The organism is Aurantiacibacter sp. MUD11 (assembly GCF_026967575.1).
Lineage (GTDB): Bacteria > Pseudomonadota > Alphaproteobacteria > Sphingomonadales > Sphingomonadaceae > Alteraurantiacibacter.
In genome coordinates this window covers 1,559,652-1,579,511 of sequence record NZ_CP114054.1, presented here as the reverse complement: position 1 = coordinate 1,579,511, position 19,860 = coordinate 1,559,652, and the positions used below count along the sequence as shown (strand labels likewise).

The window sequence follows — 19,860 nt, the reverse complement described above, 5'->3', positions numbered from 1 at the left end:
GGCAGCATGACCATCCTGTGCATCGGCCGCGCGACTTTCGACCTCGGCTACGCCTGCCCGTCCTATCCGGCGGAAGACAGCAAGCTGTCCGCGACGCATTTCTGGGCGGGTGCGGGCGGTTCCGCCCTGAACGGTGCCGTGACCGCGCGGGCACTGGGCAGCGATGTGCGGCTGCTGGCGCTGCTGGGTGCCGGAAGCTTCGCCGATGCGGTGCGCGGCGAGCTGGCCCGGTACGAGGTACCCTTCGAGGATTTCGCGGACCCGGCAAGCGAGGTGCTGCCCGTTTCCAGCATCGTGGTGGTGCCCGAACACGGGACGCGCACGATCATCGACCAGCAGCCGCAGGCGAGGCTGGCGCAGGTGCCGTCAGGTGAGATCGACCTGCAAGGCGTGACCTGCGTCTATTGCGACGGCTTCCTGCCCGAAGTCGCCGTGCCCTACGCCAGGGCTGCGCGTGAAGCAGGTGTGCCGGTCGTGCTCGACGGTGGTTCGTGGAAGCCCTGGACTGCCGAGATCATCGCCCATGTCGACCATGCCGTAGTGTCGGAGCGTTTCCACCCGCCGGGGCAGGGCGGGGCGGACATCCTCGATGCCGTCCACGCGCTCGGCCCATCGGTGGCGGCGATCACGCGCGGGCCGCAGCCGCTGGAATGGAGCGAGGGGACACGGCGCGGCACTATCGCCCCGCCGCAGGTCGAGGCCATCGACACGCTGGGGGCAGGCGACATCTTCCACGGCGCCTATTGCCACTTCCTCGCCCGCGGCGAGGAAGTCCCGACGGCGCTGGAACATGCCGGCGAAGTGGCTGCTGAAAGCTGTCGCTACTACGGCACGCGTCAATGGATCGACGCGCGCCGCAAGTAAGCCGGACCGGCCTTAGCCTTCCATCACCATGCGCACGAAGTCGACCGTGGCGCGGGTGGCGGCGGCGAACTCGGTGGCGGTGGCCTGGAAGCTGCCATACTGGCTGAATTCGTGCGGCTTCATGCCTTCGAATTCGTAGGCCTGGCGGAAGGCGGGAAGCTGCATCAGCTTCTCGATGCTGGCCGGGTTCGGCTCGCGCTCGATGGCCTTGGGATCGAATGGAGCCAGCTCGTCCTCGACCTCCATCAGCCCGGCGATGTAGCCGCCCGGACAGGTGTAGACGAAGTCACCGCCGGCGAAGTCCTCGACGTGGCGCGATACGGTCTTGCCGCTGGCGTCCTTTTCCACGCGCATCGAGCACTGCAGCATCTTCGACGGGTGGCCGGTGTTCTTGCCGTACCAGTAGGCGCGCTTGAGCACGGCTTCCTCGCCGTCGCGGATTTCATCCAGCGAAAGCTCGATGCCGCGCTGCTTGGCCTGCGCCTTCCAGTCACCCTTTTCGCCGAGGCGGCTGGACATGTGGGTGATGACACTGCGCCACTTGGACAGGTCAACGCCGGCAGCCTTGGCGCGCTGCAGGCCGGCAGTCACGGCGGCCATGCAGCGGCTGTACTGCGCCACGGTGAAGCTGGTGGTGTTGTTGGTGGAGATGCCGCGCGCGGTCAGCTCCTCGATGACCTCGTAGCCTTCCTTGGAGCCGGGAATCTTCACCATCACGTTGTCGCCCATGGCGGCGATGGAGAGGCCCTGTTCCAGCATCGCCTCGCCGTCGGTGACGAAGCGCGGATCGACCTGGCCCGAGAGCATGCCGTACTTGTAGCCCGAAGCCTCGAACGCGGGGCGGATGGCATCGGCGCCGCGCTTCACCAGTTCGAGGTACATCTTCCAGTACACGCCCTCGACATCGAGGCCGGGGTTGGCGGCGGCAATGTCTTTCACCAGCTGGGTCCAGCCCTGCGGGTCGAGCTGCACCGCCTGCAGGCTGAGCGGCGGGTTGGTGGTGACGCCGCGGAAGCCCATGTCCGCCGGTGCATCGGGGTTGTAGAGCCGGGTAAGCTGCGCTTCCCAATCGGCGCGCTTGGCGTCCGGCGCGCTGGCCAGCACTTCATCCTTCCAGCTGGGATAGACCAGCGGCGAGCTGTCCCACCAGATTTCGCATTCCGGATTGGTCTCGGCCAGTTTCTCGAGGATGTGCTTGCTCATCGGATTCTCCAAAAATCTTCGCGGTGCCCTTCGCATTGGGGCGCGGGGCTAGTCAAATGTAACGAGCCGCTAGCGATACTAATTGTGACCATTTGTGACGATTTGCAGTCTTGCGCGCGGGAATAGCGACCCTATCCTTAGATGCAAGATGACTTTGTCCGAGAGATTTCTCGCGGCCGCCCTAGGGTTGGCGTTGTTTTTGCCCGCAAGTGCCGCGGCGCAGGACGAGGTTCCCTCGGCTTTCGACGAGGATGAGCGCGAGATCGTCGTCACCGGCAGCAACGAACGGATCACTACGGGGCAGGTGCAACGCCAGGTACGTGACATCGTGGTGCGCACCGGCAACATGTTCGAAAGCCCGCTGGCCCGCTGGGAAGATCGCCTGTGTCCCGGCACGATCGGGCTGGAGGAGGACTTTGCCTTTGCCCTCAATGCCCGCATCCGCGCCAATGCCGATGCACTGGGCATCCGCCTGATGGACGACGATTGCCGACCGAACTTCATCATCGTCTTCACCGAGGATGGCGGGCAGATGCTGGCCGACCTGATGGACAGCAATCCAGAGTACTTCCAGTACCTTAACTCCGGCCAGAAGAACGATATCCTCGAACCCGGCCCGGTGCACGTATGGACAGGTATCGAGCCGCGCACACTGACCGGTATGCCGATCGCCCAGGTCCGTAATCTGGTGAACCCACCCGTCATGCAGGTCTCTGCTGCGCACACGCGCATCTACACCACCATTCGCAACGACATCACCACGGTGATGATCACCTTTGATCGCGATGCCGTGCGCGGCATGTCGCTGCGGCAACTGGCCGACTATGCCACAATGCGTGGGCTGGCGCAGACACGGGCGCCGGATGAACCGGTAATGGATTCAATCCTGACCCTGTTTGATGTCGAGACCCCGCCGCTTGGAATGACGGAGTTCGACCAGGCCTACTTGCGGTCGCTTTACGACGGCATTCCCAACCTGCCCGGATTCCGCCGCGTTGGCGGCACCACCCGGCAGTTGCGCCTGATGGCCGAGGAAGCGGTTGAGATGGCGGCGGATTCGGACACCGGCACCAACTAGTGCTATAAGGATCAGCAAAGGAGCACCCCCATGTTCGACAATTTGCGCAAGACCCTCGCCACCGCCGCCTTGGCAACCTTGGCCATTGCCGTGCCTGCCAAGGCCGACGGCATCATGGAAGAACCGCTGCCCCGGTTCGAAGACCGTATCTGTCCCGGCGTGCTGGGGCTGGAACGGGAATATGCCGAACTGATGGTCAGCCGCATTCGCGACAACGCCGAACAGATCGGCTTGCGCCTGTCCGGTTCCGAGGAAGAGGGCTGCGAGCCCAACCTGGTGGTGGCCTTCGTCGACGACGGGCAGGCCTACCTGGCCGACCTGATGGAGCGCCGTTTCTACCTGTTCCGCGACATGGACCCCGCCGATCGCGAGGAAATGCTGGCGGGTGAACAGCCGTGGCGCGCATGGCACCAGGTCGCCGCGCATACCCGCGACGGCATCCGTGTCGGTCGCCGCGAGAACCTGTCGCAGCTGCCGGAAGCCGGCATGTGGCAGGCGCACAGCCGCATCTATCGCCCGGTGCGCCATGACATCACCTATGCGCTGGTGCTGTTCGACCGCGAAGAGGTTCGCGGCCTGTCGCTGCGCCAGCTGGCCGATTTCGCCACCTTGCAGGCATTCTCCACCGAGTTTCCGGAAGAGGCCGAGACTCGCGAAAGCAGCGTCCTGCGCCTGTTCGACGGCGGCGAAGACCTGCCCGAGGGCCTCAGCGACTATGACACCGCCTGGCTGACGGCGCTGTACGACGGGATTCCCAACGTGCCGGCCTCGTTCCGCCTGCGCAATGTCGAGGTCGCTTCGACCGAATAGGGTCTGCCACAAGCTGCCGCTTTCGCTTGCCCCCGGCTCCGGGAAGCGTAGGATATTGCCTGCGTTATAGAGGAGGGGTCTCGTGGAAATTGCTGTAGGCGCACTGGTTTTCCTGCTGTTCGTGTTCCTGATGCTCGGCGTGCGCGTCGTGAAGCAGGGCTATGTCTACACCATCGAACGGCTGGGCAAGTTCACCCTTGCAGCCGAACCGGGGCTGCACATCATCGTCCCCTTCGTCGACCGCGTCGGCCAGAAGGTGAACATGATGGAGCAGGTGCTCGATATCCCGGGCCAGGAAATCATCACCAAGGACAACGCCATGGTCGGCGTGGACGCGGTGGTATTCTTCCAGGTGCTGGATGCGGGCAAGGCCGCCTACGAAGTGAGCAACCTCTACAACGCCATCATGGCGCTCACGACCACCAACCTGCGCACGGTGATGGGCTCGATGGACCTCGACGAGACGCTGTCCAAGCGTGACGAGATCAACGCCCGCCTGCTGTCCGTGGTGGACCATGCGACCTCGCCCTGGGGCGTGAAGATCACCCGTGTGGAGATCAAGGACATCCGCCCGCCGATGGACATTTCCGAAGCCATGGCGCGGCAAATGAAGGCGGAACGCCTCAAGCGCGCCGAAATCCTGGAAGCCGAGGGCGACAAGACCAGTTCCGTGCTGCGCGCGGAGGGCCGCAAGCAGAGCGCCATCCTCGAAGCGGAAGGCAAGCGCGAGGCAGCCTATCGTGAGGCCGAGGCCCGCGAACGTGCCGCCGAGGCCGAGGCCAAGGCAACGCAGCTGGTCTCCGACGCCATCGCCCAGAGCGGCAGCCAGGCGATCAACTATTTCATCGCGCAGGAGTATACCAAGGCGGTGGGCAAGTTCGCCGACAGTCCCAATGCCAAGACCATCCTGTTCCCGGTGGAAGCGACGCAGCTGATCGGCACGCTTGGCGGGATCGGTGAACTGGCGCGCGAGGTCATCGGCGACAAGACCGGGGATGTTGGTACGCCGCTGCCCGAAAGCCGCGCCCGCAGCACCGTGCCGCGCAGCCGCCCGGATTGAGGCGCAGGCGATGGACTTCCTCGACGGCATCGAGACCTACTGGCTGTGGCTGACGCTGGGCCTGGTGCTGGCCGCGCTGGAGATGCTGGTCCCCGGCGTTTACCTGATCTGGCTGGCCATGGCCGCGCTGGTCACCGGCCTGCTGGTCTTCGTGAACGAGCCTTCGGTGGCGCTGCAGTTCGTCAGCTTCGTCGGCCTGTCATTGATCTTTGCCTTCTCGGCGCGCCGCTGGCTGCGCGATTCCCCGATCGAAAGCTCCGACCCGCTGATAAACCGCAAGGGTGCGCGCCTAGTGGGCGAGACGGCGCTGGTGACTCACGCCATCGAGCACGGTTCCGGCCGGGTAAAGCTGGGTGACAGCGAATGGATCGCCCGCGGTCCGGACATGGCCGCCGGCGAGCGCGTGCGCGTCACCGGCACCGACGGCGCGATCCTGCTGGTGGAGCCGCTGGCATTGCCGGAGGGCACACCTCCAGCTCAGGCGTAGCCGGTCCGAACGAACGCCAGCCCGCTGCGGGCGTTCGCCCCTGCGGTCGGCTGCCGGCCGACCGTCAGACCGTCTTTCAGACTCTCTTCTCGGTGAAGCGGCCGTGCTTGCGGTAACGCACCATCCAGCGGTCGAGGAACAACGACAGCGGCTTGGGCGTGACGCCCAGCTTGGCGAGACCCGGCGTGCCCTTGGTGGCGACGCTGCCCACCTCCAGCATGGCCAGCTGGTCCGAATTGATCGGCGTCAGCGGCATTACCGCGAACACCTTCGCCAGTGCGTTCGGCATGGGGAAGAAGGCGCGCTCGCGATCCTGCCCGTCGGCGATCATCCGGTTGATCTCCATCATGGATAGCGTGTCCGGCCCGGCGGCCTCGTAGGTCTTGCCACCATGCGTATCGGGGTCTTCCAGCGCATTGGCGATGCCTTCGGCGACGTCGTCCACCCATACCGGCTGGAACTCGCTCTCTGCCCCGAACACCGGCAGCACGGGCATCACCTTCACCAGGTCGGCGAACATCGGGACGAGGCCGGCTTCCTCGCCGAACACCACCGAGGGGCGGATGACGGTAGCCTTGGGGAAGGCTGCCTGCACCTGCCGTTCGCCATCGCCCTTGGTGCGGGAGTATCCGGTTTCGGCCTCCGGGTCGGCGCCGATGGCGGAGACATAGACGAAGGCCTCGGCACCGGTTTCGGCAGCCGCTCGTGCGGCAATACCCGCGCCATCGGCCTGCAGGGCCTGCTGGTTACCGTCGAAGGTGCCGATCAGGTAGACCACGGCATCCGAACCCGCGACGCAGGCCTCGATACTGCGCTTGTCCAGCGCGTTGCAGCGCGCGAACTGCAACTGGCCCAGGTTGGCCAGCGGCTTGAGCTTGAAGGCCTTCTCCGGCTCGCGTGCAGCAATGCGAACGCGGGCGCCGCGCTCGAGCAGGTCCTGCGCCACGTGGCTGCCGATGAAACCGTTGCCGCCGATGAGCGTCACGAGCTTGCCGTCGAGCGGGGATTTGCGTGCCATGTTGCCTCTCGAATCCTTGGGTCAGCTATCGCCAGATGGCGCCGCCTTTGCCCGAAACGGCGCGTGGCGGCAATGCCTCGATAGTACGGTAATGCCCGGCTGGCCGTTCCGGGGCACGGATTTTTCTCGGCAAGCGTGCAGCGACTCGTTGACACGCCCGCCAGCCTGTCCTATCGGCGCGCCCCTACCACGCAGGCGGCATCCGATGACCAGCCTGCTCCGGTGCCCAGATGGCGGAATTGGTAGACGCACCGTCTTCAGGTGGCGGCGATCGCAAGGTCGTGGAGGTTCGAGTCCTCTTCTGGGCACCATTTTCCTTCTCTCTTCGTTGATTTCGCGGCACGCTCTCCGCGTGCGCTACCATTGCGTTGCGCGCGCAAAGTAGTATTGCGTGAAACCAAATCGCGCGCGCTCGGCGCGGCGCGGTACTGCAATCCGAGAGAGGAGTTTCACCGGCATGCGGCAGGTCCATCATTTCATCGACGGCAAGGCATATCCGCAGGATGGCGGGCGCAAGGCTGACATCTGGAACCCCTCGACCGGCGAAGTGCAGGCGCAGGTGACGCTGGGCGACGCGGCGCTGCTGGACAAGGCAGTGGCATCGGCCAAGGCGGTGCAGCCCGAATGGGCGGCCACCAACCCGCAGAAGCGCGCACGTGTGATGTTCCGGTTCAAGGAACTGATCGAAGCCAACATGCAGAGCCTCGCCGAACTGCTCGCCAGCGAGCACGGCAAGGTGGTCGACGACGCCAAGGGTGATGTGCAGCGCGGCCTGGAGGTGATCGAATATGCCTGCGGCATCCCGCAGGTAGCGAAGGGCGAGCACACGCTGGGCGCGGGCACGGGCATCGATGTCTATTCGATGCGCCAGCCGATCGGTATCGGCGCGGGCATCACCCCGTTCAACTTCCCGGCGATGATCCCGATGTGGATGTTCGGCATGGCGACGGCGGCGGGCAATGCCTTCATCCTCAAACCCAGCGAGCGCGACCCCAGCGTGCCCGTGCGGCTGGCCGAGCTGTTCATCGAAGCCGGCGCGCCCGAGGGGCTGCTGCAGGTGGTTCATGGCGACAAGGAGATGGTCGACGCCATCCTCGACCACCCGGATATCGCCGGCGTGAGTTTCGTCGGCTCCTCCGACATCGCGCACTACGTCTATCGTCGCGGCGCCGACAACGGCAAGCGCGTGCAGGCCATGGGTGGGGCCAAGAACCACGGCATCGTCATGCCCGACGCCGATCTCGACCAGGTGGTGAACGACCTTGCCGGTGCCGCGTTCGGCTCGGCTGGCGAGCGTTGCATGGCGCTGCCGGTGGTCGTGCCCGTTGGCGAGGACACGGCGGAGCGCCTCAAGGCCAAGCTGATCCCCGCGATCGAGGCGTTGCGCGTGGGCGTTTCCACCGATCCCGACGCGCATTATGGCCCGGTCGTCACGCCCGAGCACAAGGCACGGGTGGAAAAGTGGATCGACACTGCCGAGGCGGAAGGTGCCGAAGTCGTGATCGACGGTCGCGGCTTCAGCCTGCAGGGGCACGAGCAGGGCTTCTTCGTTGGCCCGACGCTGCTCGACAAGGTCACCACCGACATGGAAAGCTACAAGGAAGAGATCTTCGGGCCCGTCCTGCAGATCGTGCGCGCCAAGGACTTCGAGGAAGCCGTGCGCCTGCCCAGCGAGCACCAGTACGGCAATGGCGTCGCCATATTCACCCGCAACGGCCATGCGGCGCGCGAATTCGCCGCCAAGGTGAACGTGGGCATGGTCGGCGTGAACGTGCCGATCCCGGTGCCGGTCAGCTACCACACCTTCGGTGGGTGGAAGCGCAGCGCCTTCGGCGACACCAACCAGTATGGCACCGAGGGGCTGAAGTTCTGGACCAAGGTAAAGACCGTCACCCAGCGCTGGCCCGATGGTGGCGGCGACGGTTCCAACGCCTTCCTGATCCCGACGCTGTAAGCGGAGAGCACCCATGAAGATCGCATTCATCGGCCTTGGCAACATGGGCGGCGGCATGGCCGCGAACCTGGTGAAGGCAGGGCATGAGGTGAACGCCTTCGACCTGTCCGAAGCCGCCCTGGCGGCGGCAGGCGAGAAGGGCTGCGCCACCTTCACCGATGCGCGCGAGGCGGTCGCCGGCGTGGACGCGGTGGTAACGATGCTGCCCAACGGCGACATCGTGCGGAAAGTCTACACCGACAGCGTGATCGGCCATGCGCCGGCAGAGGCGGTGCTGATCGACTGCTCCACCATCGACGTCGCCACGGCGCGCGAGGTGAGCGCGGCAGCCACGGCGGCGGGGCACGACATGGTCGACGCACCGGTTTCGGGCGGGATCGCGGCTGCCGACGCGGGTACGCTCACCTTCATGGTGGGTGGCACGCAGCAGGCCTTCGAGCGCGCGGAGGGGGTGCTGAGCGCCATGGGCAAGGCAGTGATCCATGCCGGCGATGCCGGCAATGGGCAGGCCGCCAAGATCTGCAACAACATGCTGCTGGGCATCCACATGATCGGCACCGCGGAAGCCTTCGCGCTGGCGCAGAAGCTGGGGCTGGACCCGCAGACCTTCTACGACATCTCCTCCGTCAGTTCGGGCCAGTGCTGGTCCATGACCAGCTATTGCCCGGTGCCCGGTGTTGGCCCGAAGACCCCGGCGGACAACGACTACCAGGGTGGCTTCGCTACGGCGCTGATGCTGAAGGACCTGAAGCTGGCGATGGAAGCCGCCGGCACCGCGCACATGAATGCCCGCATCGGCGCCTTCGCCAAGGACCTTTACGAGGCCTTCGACGGCGCGGGCAACGGCATGCGCGACTTCAGCGCCATCATCACCGAATACGACTGATCCCTAGGGACGGCGCAGCGCGATTGCGCCGTCGCCCACCACGGCGAAGGCCGACCAGTAGAACGGGTGTGAGGTCTCCACGTCGTCCATCAGGCTGAGCTGCGCCTGGCGCAATGCCTCGGTGGTCGGCGTGCCTTCGCCCGCCTGAAAGAAGCCGGAGATCAGTCGCTGCGTGGCGTTGTAGTCGTCGGGTACCGGCCAGTGGCTCGCCACCACGGTGCGGCCGCCGGCGCCGACAAAGGCGCGCACCAGGCCATCGAGCGCGAAGTCGCCCGTGCCGCTGATGCCCGCTTCGCGGCTGGCGACGAGGCCGCCCGCACTGGCGGTGTTGCAGGCCGAGAGGATCACGAGGTCGGCGTCGATCCGCAGGTCGAAGATTTCGGCAAAGCTCAACAGGCCGTCAGAATCCTCGTCGCCGAAGGAGGTCAGCAACGCCGGGCGCGGCGGACAGTCGGGCTGCGGCGAGGTGACGAGGCCGTGAGTCGCGAAATGCAGGATGCGGTATTCGTCGAGCTCGTCCATTCCCAGCAGTGCCGTATCGGTGAAGGCTGCATCGGTCAGCACTGCCGCCTCGCCGCCGTCCGCCTCCACGATCTGCGTCGCGGTGCGCAGTTCGGTGGCGGTAATCGGGTTGTTCCAGACCGATGCCGACCAGTCGCAGCGGTCGCTCATCGAGCCACCGGCGCTGCGGGTGCCGGTGGGAAAGCCCGCTTCGCCTAGCGGCAGGTTCTGGCCAAGGCCGAGATACTCCCCGCGCGCATCGGAGGCACGCGCACTGCGCACGTCGCGGAAGCCGGTGGGCGAAACGGCGGTGGAAACCTGGATCTCCCGGCCCAGCCACTGCGTCCCGCGGAAATCGTAGGCGTCGGCATCGGGATCTTCGGTGCGCGCCGCGTAGCGCTCCACGCTGGCGTCATCCATCACCAGCAGATTGGCCGGCAGGCGCAGCATGGCGCCATCGGGCTCGAAGATGAGGTGGCCGGTCTCGCGCAGCCGGCCATCGACCGGCCCGAACAGCGCCAGGTACAGCTGGCGTGCAGTGGCGATCTCGAAGGGATAGGTGATGGTCTGCCCGGCCATGTCGATGGCGATGGAATCGCGCAGGGTATCGACCATGGCATCGATCTCCGCCGCATCCGCCTCCACGCGGTAGGCGTAGGCAGCATCGCTCTCGGCGAAGATGGCGTAGGCGTGCTCATCCAGCATCACCAGCTTGTAATAGGCTTCTCCCGGTCGCAGCGAGGCCTGCAGGTCGGCCAGGTCCATCTGGCCTTCGGACACCACGCGATAGCGTGGGTAGTCGGCCAGTTCCTGCTGCAGTTGCAGTTGCCGCGTCTGCAAGGTTTCCAGCTGCGAACGCATGGCGGCCAGTTCGACCGCGGCGCTGTCGCCGGTGTCGCCGAGCAGTTCGCGCTGGGCAATATCGCCGCGCAGTTGCTCGATCGCGCGGCCGATGTTGATCGAGCGGCGGAACAGCTGCGAAGCCTCGTCGCTGCCGCCTGAAAGCTCGCGCGCCAGCACGGCCTGCGTCTGGGCGAGGCCGGGGCGCAGCAGCAACTGGCTGGCAGCGAACATGCTGGCGGCGCTGTCGGCATCCCCGCTGCGCTCTGCCAGCAGGTTGAAATAGGGCGTCAGCAGGCGGCGCAGTGCGGCGCTTGGCTTGCTTTCGGCATCGTCCACCAGGTCGCCATAGAGCGCCAGCGCCTCGTCTTCCCGGCCGTTGCGGGCAAGGAAGCCGGCCAGCTGTGCTCGTGCGCTCACCAGCGCGGGCGAGCCGGGGTAATTGCCCTCGATCAGGGCGACCGACTGGCGGTGCAGTGCTTCCGCGCCGGCAAGGTCGCCGCCAAGTTCGTCGATCTCGGCAAGTTCGGTCAGTACCTGCGCGCGCAGCCACATGATCGAGACGATCCGGCCGTCGCGCACCGAAAGCAGGTCTTCCTGTGCGCGCAGCAGGGTTTCGCGGGCCTCGCCCATGCGGCCTTGCGAGCGCAGCGCGGTGGCCCGGATGTACTCGGCCTGCGCGTCCAGCAGGTCGGCGCGTTCGAGCAGCGTGAGCTGGCCCACCGCGCCGGAGATGGCGTTTTCCTGCTCGGCGATCAGCCGGTTCGAGAGCGGGCTGGAAACCTCCAGCGTCCGCAGGCTGTCGAGATTGCCGGCATTGCCGGGCAAGGGCTGGTCCAGCGTCAGCAAGGCTTCCGCCGGGGCATCGCGGTTGAGACCGTCGAGCGCCTCGAAATTGCGGGCAAGCCGCGTCAGGATCGGGTTTTCGCCAATCTCGTCGCGCACGGCGATGAAGATCAGCGCCGCTTCGAGATAGTTGCCGAGGTTGGATTGCTGCAGGGCCGCGTTGAGGCGCGCTTCAAGCGCCGGCTGGCCGCTGAGCTGTTCGGCGGAAGCGGCGAAGAATTCGGCGGCTTCGGCGAATTCGCCGGCGTTGGCGCGGCGATAGGCTTCGGCCAGCGCGGCCTGAGCGGAAATCGCTTCTGCCTGGGCGCGGGCGAAGGCGCGGGCATCGCTCGCCTCGGTCAGCGGGATGGAAATCGTGCCGGGCATGATGGTGTCGCTGGCAAGATTGGCAAGGCCGAGGCTCAGCGCATCGGAATAGGCGGCAACCCCGTTGGCAACATAGGTCATCGGCCCTTGTTGTCCGATCACCACGCGCGTCTGCAGGCCGGTTTCGGGTGCGGTGCAGGTATAGCTGCTGGCGCTGGACAGGCCCTGCGGCGCGGCAGTGCCGCTGTCGGCGACGCAAGTGGCCCCGTCACGCCGGGCATCGGCCAGCAGTTCGGCTTCCGAACGGCCTTCCAGCACGGCGAGGCTGCCGACCGGCGAGGACGCGTCGCGGCACAGGACCAGGTAGCGGCGGTCGAACAGGCCGTCGCCCGATTGCGGGGAACGGATCTGCGCTTCGCACAGACCGCCGCTGCCGATCGGCACGGAATCGAGCAGCGATACCGGCACGCTTTGCGCCTGCGCCGGCTGGGCGAGCGCAGCAAGGCCGATGACGCCGAGCGCAGCGGTTGCCGCGCGGCGAAGCGAATTGCGGGAATAACGCATCATTCCGTCCCCCCTTCGTTGCTACTGCCCCGGTTGTTGGTGCCGAGATCGTAGAGCGCGCTGTCGCCACCGCTGGTGACCGGATCGCGCACGACTTCATCGTCATTCATGATCGGCGCACTGAACAGTGCCGGGAAGTCGACGCCGAACTCGTCATCGGAAGCAGGCGTGGTGCCGACTGCGGTCTCTTCTTCCTCTTCGTCCTCTTCCTCGTCGATCGGATCGATGATCTGCGATCCGTTGGGCGGATCGGTGAAATCTTCCGGTCCCGGCTCTTCCGGCGTCGGAGTTGGAGTAGGCGTCGGCGTGGGAGTCGGTGTCGGGGTTGGCGTCGGAGTAGGCGTCGGCGTTGGTGTCGGTGTGGGCGTCGGTGTCGGGGTTGGCGTCGGCGTCCCGCCACCGCAATCCTGCGTGTTGATCACGCAGTTGTTGAGCGTCGATTCATTGGTAAACGGCCCGACCAGCGTGTTGTTGTTGAACGTATCGAAGAAGAAGGCATCGTCCTGCGAGACCGGGGCCCCCGGTGCTGTTGCCGCATGGCCATAGACGATGGTGGTGAGCGGCGGATCAGTGGGCAGCGGATCGATCTGGCCGATGATCAGTCCTTGTCCACCCTGTAACACCTCGATGCCGGCAAGATTGGTCGCATCGCCGGTATTCTGCCCGTAGATGAAGTCGAAGCCCTGCAGGGATACCGAGCCGGCACTGATATAGGAATATGGCCCGGTCACGCCGGTGGCGGTGAAATCGTCGAGGGCTGCCGGGATGTTGGTGTCGAAAGGATCGTTGGCGATCAGACCAAGCGTGTCCGCAGTGGTCATCGCGATGCCGTCGGACACGAGCAACAGGTCGCCGGAAATATTGCCCTGGGCGTCGGTCATGAAGATGCCGCCACCGGGCAGGACGATTTGCAGCATCTCCTGCGCGAAAAGGCTGAGCGTGTCGGTCGGAGCGGCAAAGCCGAAGGTGATCTCGCCGATCACCGCCAGCGTGCCATCCGTGCTCAATTGTACCGAGGTCAGGTCTCCGTCGAGCGAGCCGAATATCTGCAGGTCGCGCACCTCGAGGTCGACCGCGTTGGGTGTGGCCGGAGTGCTCAGCGATATGGCGACGCCCTCCAGCGAATCACCCTCCGCGTTCGTGATGGTGTAGCCCGCCCCGTTGGTGGTGCCGCCGACGACATTGGTATGCACGTCATCGAGCGAGATGAAGTCGATGAATGTACCGTACAAGCGTGCGAGCGGATTGATTTCCACGTCGAGCGAGGAGATCTGCCAGAAGTCCGCGCCGATCAAGGGCACCGCATCATTGTCGCCCTCGACAAAGAAGGTGCCCGTCACGTCGAGGCTGAAGAACGCCGAGAGGTCGTTGAGAGCTGCGCCACCGATGATCGAGCCGCCGTTGGCATATTGCAGGATCAGGTCGCCGGTCATGTCGAGCAGGAAGAGGTCGGTGATCTGGATCGTGCCGTTATCGGCAATCAGGCCTGACGCAAACGGCGGATCGAGATCGCCTTGCGAGAAGACGTTCAGCGTCGCCATGTCGATCGTGCCGTTGGTGGCGAAAATGTTGAACGAACCGCCCGTGTTGCTCGCCCCGCCGCCGGCCTCGACGTAGATTTCGGCATCGCCGAGACTGAGTGTGGAGGGCGAACCGCCTGCCAGCGTCTCGAACTGGACGACGCCGGCCGTATTCGTGGCCGTGGTCGTGGTCGAGATGCCGAATGTCTCGGCATAGACTTGGTTCCAGCTGGCGCTGGACCCATTGCCCAGCTGCACCAGCACGTCGCCGCTGTCGGTGGTCGCATTCTCTGCGCGAGTGAGCGCACCGCCGAAGATGAACAGTCGGTCGGACGTCAGCGTGGAATTGTCGAGCAGGATATTCTGGTCCCCGTTCGAGGCATCGCCGCCGGGTGCCTGGGCATTGCCGGTGGCGGTGTTCTCGAAGGTTATGTCGTTGACCGTCAGCGTGCTGTTTGTCAGCGACAGCAGGTTGGTGCCTCCCTGTGCGATCCCGCCATCCTGCGTGTTCGACCCGCCGCTGACGGCCAGCGTGTAAAGCGCCAGCTCGTTGCTGAAGCCTACCGTCGAGTTGACGAGGTTGACGGTTGCGGCACCGCCAATGCCGTCACCACCGATGCCGCTGGCCGAGCCTGTGCCCTGGCCCTCCGCGCTGAGCACCAGGCTGCCGTTGACATCCATGACAAAGGTGCTGCCGGAGATATCGACCTGCGCCACGCCGCCGATCCCGTCGCCGCCGGGCAAGGGGGTGGTGCCGGAGGCCGTTCCACCGAAGCCATCCACCGCGATCACCACGGCGCTGTCGATATTGGCGGTTGCAGTATCGACCAGGAGGCTCGCGTCGCCGCCTTGGCCGATGCCGCCGCCGCGACCGTTGCCGCCCCGGCCGACCGCGCCGAAGGTGAAATCGCCGGCCAGCCCGAGACCGGCGTTATCGGTGACTTGCACCAAGACCAAACCGCCCGTTCCTGCGCCACCGACACCGGAAGACGTGCTTGAACCACCGCCCGATCCATCCGCCGCGATATTGGTGGGACCGCTGATCGTCAGGCTGGAATCGCTGCCCGAAACATCCACCAGCACCGAGCCGCCAAGGCCTGCGCCGCCGTTGCCAAGGATCGAGAAGCCGCCCCGGCCTTCTGCAGTGACATCCACCGCAGCCAAACTGGATACCCCGCCGTTGGCGGTGAGGATCTGCATGAGGCCGCCCTGACCGGTGCCGCCGCCAAAGCCAGGGTTGAGGCCGTCCCCGCCGATGCCCTCTGCGCGCAAGTCGAGCGAGGTGTTGACGGTGAGATTGCCGCCGTCGTTGCTGACGGAGACAGCGCCGGCATCGCCAGTGCCGCCGATCCCCCCAGTTGCGTTGCCACCTGCACCCTGGCTGGCAAGGAAGATGTCGTCAGCCGTCAGCGAGCCGCCGACGATATCGATGGACACCGGGTTGCCGAAGCCTGCACCGCCATCGCCATTGGTGGTGGTCGTGCCGGAGCCAGACGACGTCAGGCGCAGGCTGCGCACGTTCATGCTGCTGGTGCCGTCGATAGCCACGCCGATGATACCGCCGATACCGACGCCACCGATGGCGCTGAAGTCATCGCGGCCCAGGCTGTCGGCGCTGACTTCCTGCAGGGAATCGAACGTCGACCCGGCCTGGAGTATGAAATTGATGTCGCCGCCCCCGCCTTGTCCGGCCGTGGCATTGGTAGACGCGCCGCCGCTGTTCAGGCTGATGAGATCGAGGAAGGCGAAATCGAAATCGGCGTTGCTGGCGCCAATGATGGAGATGTCGCCGCCGCCGGCATTGCCGCCGTTTGCGTCGACGCTGGCGCCGCCGTCGGTCTCGATGCGGATATCGCTGTCGCCATCGACGGCAAAAGCGCCATTATCGACCTGCAACACAAAATTGCCGCCGGTGCCGAGACCGCCGACGCCAGAGGTGGCCGAACCGCCGGCCGTGAACATGCCCGAGCTGAACGTCCTGAAGGAAGGGGAGCTGAGGCTTATTGCCCCGCCATTGAGCGCCACGATGGCAACCCCGCTGCCACTTGCGTCGCCGCCATTCCCGGTGCCGGTGGCATCGCCCCCGACCGTATTCATGAAGATGTCGAGATCGCCACCGGTCAGCGTGCCGCCATCGGCCAGGATGAAGGCATCGTTGCCCGTGGCGCTGCCTCCGCTGTTGCCGCTGCCGCCGAAGGTTTCCTGCTGCAGATAGAGGAGCGATCCGAAATCGACGCCCGACTGGGCGATCACGTTGATCACGCCGCCCACGGCGGCACCGCCGTCGCCGCCGCCGGTGACATTGCCACCCGCAGCATCGGCCCGCAGGAAGATCAGGCCAGCATTGATAGTGCTGTCGGGCCCGGAAATCAGTGTAACATCGCCGCCGGTTCCGGTCGCGCCGGGGCCGTCGCTGGCTACCCCATCGCCGACGAAGCCACTGGCCACGATGTCGATGTTGCCGGCAAAGCTGATCAAACCGCCGTTCAAATCGGCCGCGAGCCCGGCGCTGCCGCCGGTAGCGCTGCCCGGCAGACTGGCAGAGGTGCCGGTCAGGTCCGGTGAGAAGGCGTTGGCCTCCATGTTGAAATTGGCCAGGCCGATAATCGTGCCGCCTTGAATGGCCACCAGTTCGGGGAACCCGCCCAGGAAATTGCCGGCAGAATCGTAAGTGCCACCGGGATCCTCGACCAAGGCATTGGTGAGGACGTCCAGGTTCTGGCCGAAATTGATCGTGCCGCCCTCTGCCAGCACCTGCGATGCGCCGCCGGTGGCATCGCCGACGATCGTGCCGGTGAGATCCACTTCGGCATAGGCATTGGCCGTCACCACTGCCGCGCCGCCGATATCGACCTGCGCGTCGAAGCCAGCATAAATCTCGGCAAATCCGCCGATCACCGGATTGGGTTCAACGCCCTCGACGCCGAAATTGTTGGCCGAGACATAGGCGTCGCCATCGATGGTGATGAGCGAGCCGACACCGGCGTTAATCCTCGCAATTTCGCGCCCGACCAGCACCAGGTCGCCAGCGAAGCTGGACCCGCCAAATTGGGTATCGACAACGGTCTGGTGCGTGCCAACCGCCGTGAAATCGCTGGTCGCGGTCACGCCATCGATCAGGATGTCGCCGGTTTCGAGAGGGATCGGGTCGCGGCCATTGAAGAAGGAGGCAGCGCCCTGGGCGGTGCCGCCATCGACCGTACGCCCCAGGACGTCGTAATTCGCCGACAGGATGATCTCGCCATCGGCCAGCGTCGCCGACACTGCCGGGTCGAAGCCGAGGTTGCCGCTGAACAGCATCCCCATGCCGCTGGTGGAGCCGCCCAGCGTGTGGGCCACGCCATAGATGATGTGGTTGTCGCCCGCGCCAGTCGGTTCCGGACCGCCGGTGCTGCCCGTGTGATTGATCGCCAGGCCCTCGGTGCCGACATTCACGATGATGTCGAACAGGCCGGAACTGTGCGAAAGCGACAGGTCGATCCCGCCGACATAGGCGGTGGAGCCATTGAAATAGGCATCGCCCGCCATGTCGATGTTGGACGAGGAAACGATGAAGAAGCTGCCTTCGGGCGTGCCGGTAAAGCTGGCGCCCGGAGCGATCTGGATCAGCGACGGGTCGCCCGACAGCAGCATCGGGCCGGCGCCGGTGGCGAAATCGGTGAAACTGGCAATGTCGACGTCGTTGGTCGTCAGCATCAGCTGCGGCACTTCGAACACCGCCGTGCCGCTCACCAGGATGCCGGTGGGCGAATAGAAGGCGACAAAACCGCCGGGGCCGGCCTGGCCGCCAAGCGCATCGGTCAGGAACGCCTGCACGGTGCCGGCAAATTCGGCCGGGTTCTGCAAGGGTGCGGGCAGGATGCGGTTGAGCACGGCAAAACCCGGATCGCCGGCGCCGCCGCGGAAGATTGCCGTATTGCCGTTGGGCAGGAAGGTCAGCGCCGCGCCGTTGACATCGGTGTCCGGCGTCCAGTCGATAACCGCGTCGAAGCCACTTACGGTGATGTCATCGAAGGTGGGCGCGGTGCGATCGATGACGACCGATCCTTGCACGACGGAGGGGGTGGCCTGGATGGCCTGCGCCTTGGCAGTGTGCGGCACGGCCAGCGCGGCAAGGGACAGCGCCACGGGCGCGCAACCCTGCAGCAGGGCGGAACGGGTGAGCGTGCGGGGCTTGGTCATCAGTTCCTCCACGGGAGCAGCCGGGCGGTCAGCGAAAACAGGAAGCGCACGTCGTTGCGCTCGGTCTGTGTGTCGAGGGTGCGCAGCGGCACGGCGACTGCGAATTCGCCCTGCACGTTGGCGCCGCGCATGAAGCGCAGGCCCACGCCGGTCGAAGCGAGCCAGTCAGTCCTGTTCAGGGCCAGGCTCGGATCCTCGTTCCAGACCCGCGCGAAATCGACGAAGACGAACGGCTGGGTGGCGATATCCTGCAGGGATGTCGGCACCAGCGAGCCATAGCCGATCTCCAGCGAGGCCCCCACGCCGCTGTCGCCGATGATCGACCCGGGATCGTAGCCGCGACCGATGGAATATTGCCCGCCCGAGAACTCCTCGAAGGCCGGCAGCGGGTTGCCGCTATGCTGCGCTTCCAGGTCGAAACTGATCGCGAGGACCGGGGCCGGGCGATATTCGATCGATACCTCGCCGCGAACGAAGGTAGGCGTAGGGTCCTGCTCGATGCGCGCCGGCGGGATCGCACCGCCGGCGACGCAGGCATTGAGGTTGGACCGGCAATCGTCCGTCGCACCGAAGGCGCCGATGCCCTGCCGCAGCTCAATCGAGGCGGCCACCATGCTTTGCGGTTCGTAGGGCGAATAGCCGCCGCGCCGGGCAATCGAATCCCCGTCGATGAACAGGGCATCGCCGCGCAGGTATGCTGTGCGCACGCGGTCGCGGGTGAAGTCGACGCCGCTGAAGCTCACGTCCTGGTCGACGTAGTCGAAGCCGACGGCGCCCCAGACGGATGCCTCCTGCGTGCGCAGGAAGGGATAGGCCGCCTCCAGGTTCACCAGCACTGTTTCGGACTCGATGTCGAAGCCGGGCAGGGCGTTGGGTTCGGTCCAGCCCAGGGTCAGCGATCCACCCAGCACCAGCCCGTCGCCGCCGATGCGCATGTCATGCGCCAGCTGCAGCGTCTGCTGCTCCTCGATGTCGAGCGTGGTAAAGAAGGAAATGGAGGTGCGGTCACCCGCGCCCGTCAGGCCATAGGCTTCGGCGCGCACCAGCCCGGCGAAGCGGCCCAGCGCCTTGCTGCCCCAGTTCTGCACATTGGCATCGAGCGCGAAGGTTTCTCGCAGCACGGCGACCTCGCCGACCAGGTCACCCGGCTCGCCGCCTTCTGCAGGGCGCAGCGACAGGCGCACTTCCATGCCCGGCACGTCGTTGGCGAGCAGCAGGTAGCGTTCGGCCTGGTTGACGTTGAACACCGGCTGGTCGACCAGCCGTTCGAGATAGGCCGAGAGCACGCCTTCCGCGCCCTGCGTATCGCCGCGCGCGCGCACGGCAACCAGGCGGCCCAGCACCACGCGCATTTCGGCCACGCCGTCGCCCAGGCTCTGCGCCGGGATCTCCACGGCGGCGAGGTAGCCAGCGTCCGCCAGCACGGCGGCGGCACGATCACGGATGTCGCACAGTGCGCGGATCGGGAGCTCGCGGCCGAGATAACCTTCGTAAGCGGTCGAGAGGACGGCATCGGATGCGCGTTCGGCACCGGTGAAGGTTACCGCGTTCAGCGTGACCGTGAGATCGGCATAGTCCGGGTTGTCGAGCGCGCAGGCGCGTCGCTCCATCTGGCCGTCGATCGTTAGCGTCACGCCCTGGCGCTGTTCGGCGCGCGGCTGCGGCACGCGCAGCTCGTCCCGCGTCGGCGGACTGGTGTCCTGCGCCATCGCCGGAGTGGCGATTGCCAGACTGCTGGCCG

12 protein-coding genes and 1 tRNA gene are annotated in these 19,860 nt (G+C 65.9%); 8 read left to right on the top strand and 5 right to left on the bottom strand.

Annotation, left to right across the window (positions count from 1 at the left end; genetic code table 11):
- Positions 1–6 precede the first annotated feature (6 nt).
- A complete protein-coding gene (locus OZN62_RS07800; RefSeq protein WP_269098983.1) occupies positions 7–864 on the top strand; it encodes a PfkB family carbohydrate kinase in 858 nt (285 codons plus the stop codon).
- A 12-nt stretch (positions 865–876) separates the two neighbouring features.
- Here the strand turns inward: OZN62_RS07800 and OZN62_RS07795 are convergent, their stop codons facing one another.
- Positions 877–2,067, bottom strand: coding sequence for a transaldolase family protein (locus OZN62_RS07795; RefSeq protein WP_269098982.1), 1,191 nt, complete (start codon positions 2,065–2,067; stop codon positions 877–879).
- Positions 2,068–2,266: 199 nt separating this feature from the next.
- On the opposite strand from OZN62_RS07795, the gene OZN62_RS07790 reads away from it, so the two are divergent.
- From OZN62_RS07790 to OZN62_RS07775, 4 genes are all read left to right on the top strand, one after another.
- Positions 2,267–3,145, top strand: a complete 879-nt coding sequence (locus OZN62_RS07790; RefSeq protein ID WP_269098981.1) for a hypothetical protein — start codon at positions 2,267–2,269, stop codon at positions 3,143–3,145.
- A 30-nt stretch (positions 3,146–3,175) separates the two neighbouring features.
- Positions 3,176–3,955 (top strand): hypothetical protein, encoded by a 780-nt coding sequence (locus OZN62_RS07785; protein ID WP_269098980.1) that lies wholly within the window; start codon positions 3,176–3,178, stop codon positions 3,953–3,955.
- A gap of 130 nt (positions 3,956–4,085) precedes the next feature.
- Complete coding sequence (locus tag OZN62_RS07780) at positions 4,086–5,015, top strand: SPFH domain-containing protein (protein ID WP_269102129.1); 930 nt, start codon at positions 4,086–4,088, stop codon at positions 5,013–5,015.
- Positions 5,016–5,025: 10 nt separating this feature from the next.
- Entirely contained in the window at positions 5,026–5,502 is a 477-nt protein-coding gene (locus tag OZN62_RS07775; protein WP_269098979.1) for an NfeD family protein, read from the top strand.
- Between the two features lie 76 nt (positions 5,503–5,578).
- Here OZN62_RS07775 and OZN62_RS07770 read toward each other — a convergent pair whose 3' ends face one another.
- On the bottom strand, positions 5,579–6,520 hold the full coding sequence (locus OZN62_RS07770) for a complex I NDUFA9 subunit family protein (RefSeq protein WP_269098978.1): 942 nt from the start codon (positions 6,518–6,520) through the stop codon (positions 5,579–5,581).
- 224 nt (positions 6,521–6,744) lie between these two features.
- On the opposite strand from OZN62_RS07770, the gene OZN62_RS07765 reads away from it, so the two are divergent.
- From OZN62_RS07765 to mmsB, 3 genes are all read left to right on the top strand, one after another.
- Positions 6,745–6,831: transfer RNA gene (locus OZN62_RS07765), tRNA-Leu, on the top strand.
- A 146-nt stretch (positions 6,832–6,977) separates the two neighbouring features.
- Positions 6,978–8,474, top strand: coding sequence for a CoA-acylating methylmalonate-semialdehyde dehydrogenase (locus OZN62_RS07760; RefSeq protein ID WP_269098977.1), 1,497 nt, complete (start codon positions 6,978–6,980; stop codon positions 8,472–8,474).
- 13 nt (positions 8,475–8,487) lie between these two features.
- Positions 8,488–9,360, top strand: coding sequence for a 3-hydroxyisobutyrate dehydrogenase (gene mmsB / locus OZN62_RS07755; protein WP_269098976.1), 873 nt, complete (start codon positions 8,488–8,490; stop codon positions 9,358–9,360).
- A gap of 3 nt (positions 9,361–9,363) precedes the next feature.
- Here the strand turns inward: mmsB and OZN62_RS07750 are convergent, their stop codons facing one another.
- The 3 genes from OZN62_RS07750 to OZN62_RS07740 are packed head-to-tail and all read right to left on the bottom strand — an operon-like array spanning position 9,364 to position 19,828.
- Positions 9,364–12,420, bottom strand: a complete 3,057-nt coding sequence (locus OZN62_RS07750) for a CHAT domain-containing protein (protein WP_269098975.1) — start codon at positions 12,418–12,420, stop codon at positions 9,364–9,366.
- Positions 12,417–18,119, bottom strand: a complete 5,703-nt coding sequence (locus OZN62_RS07745) for a beta strand repeat-containing protein (protein ID WP_269098974.1) — start codon at positions 18,117–18,119, stop codon at positions 12,417–12,419. Before OZN62_RS07745 ends, OZN62_RS07750 begins: the two co-directional genes overlap by 4 nt.
- Complete coding sequence (locus tag OZN62_RS07740) at positions 18,119–19,828, bottom strand: ShlB/FhaC/HecB family hemolysin secretion/activation protein (protein WP_269098973.1); 1,710 nt, start codon at positions 19,826–19,828, stop codon at positions 18,119–18,121. Before OZN62_RS07740 ends, OZN62_RS07745 begins: the two co-directional genes overlap by 1 nt.
- Positions 19,829–19,860 lie beyond the last annotated feature (32 nt).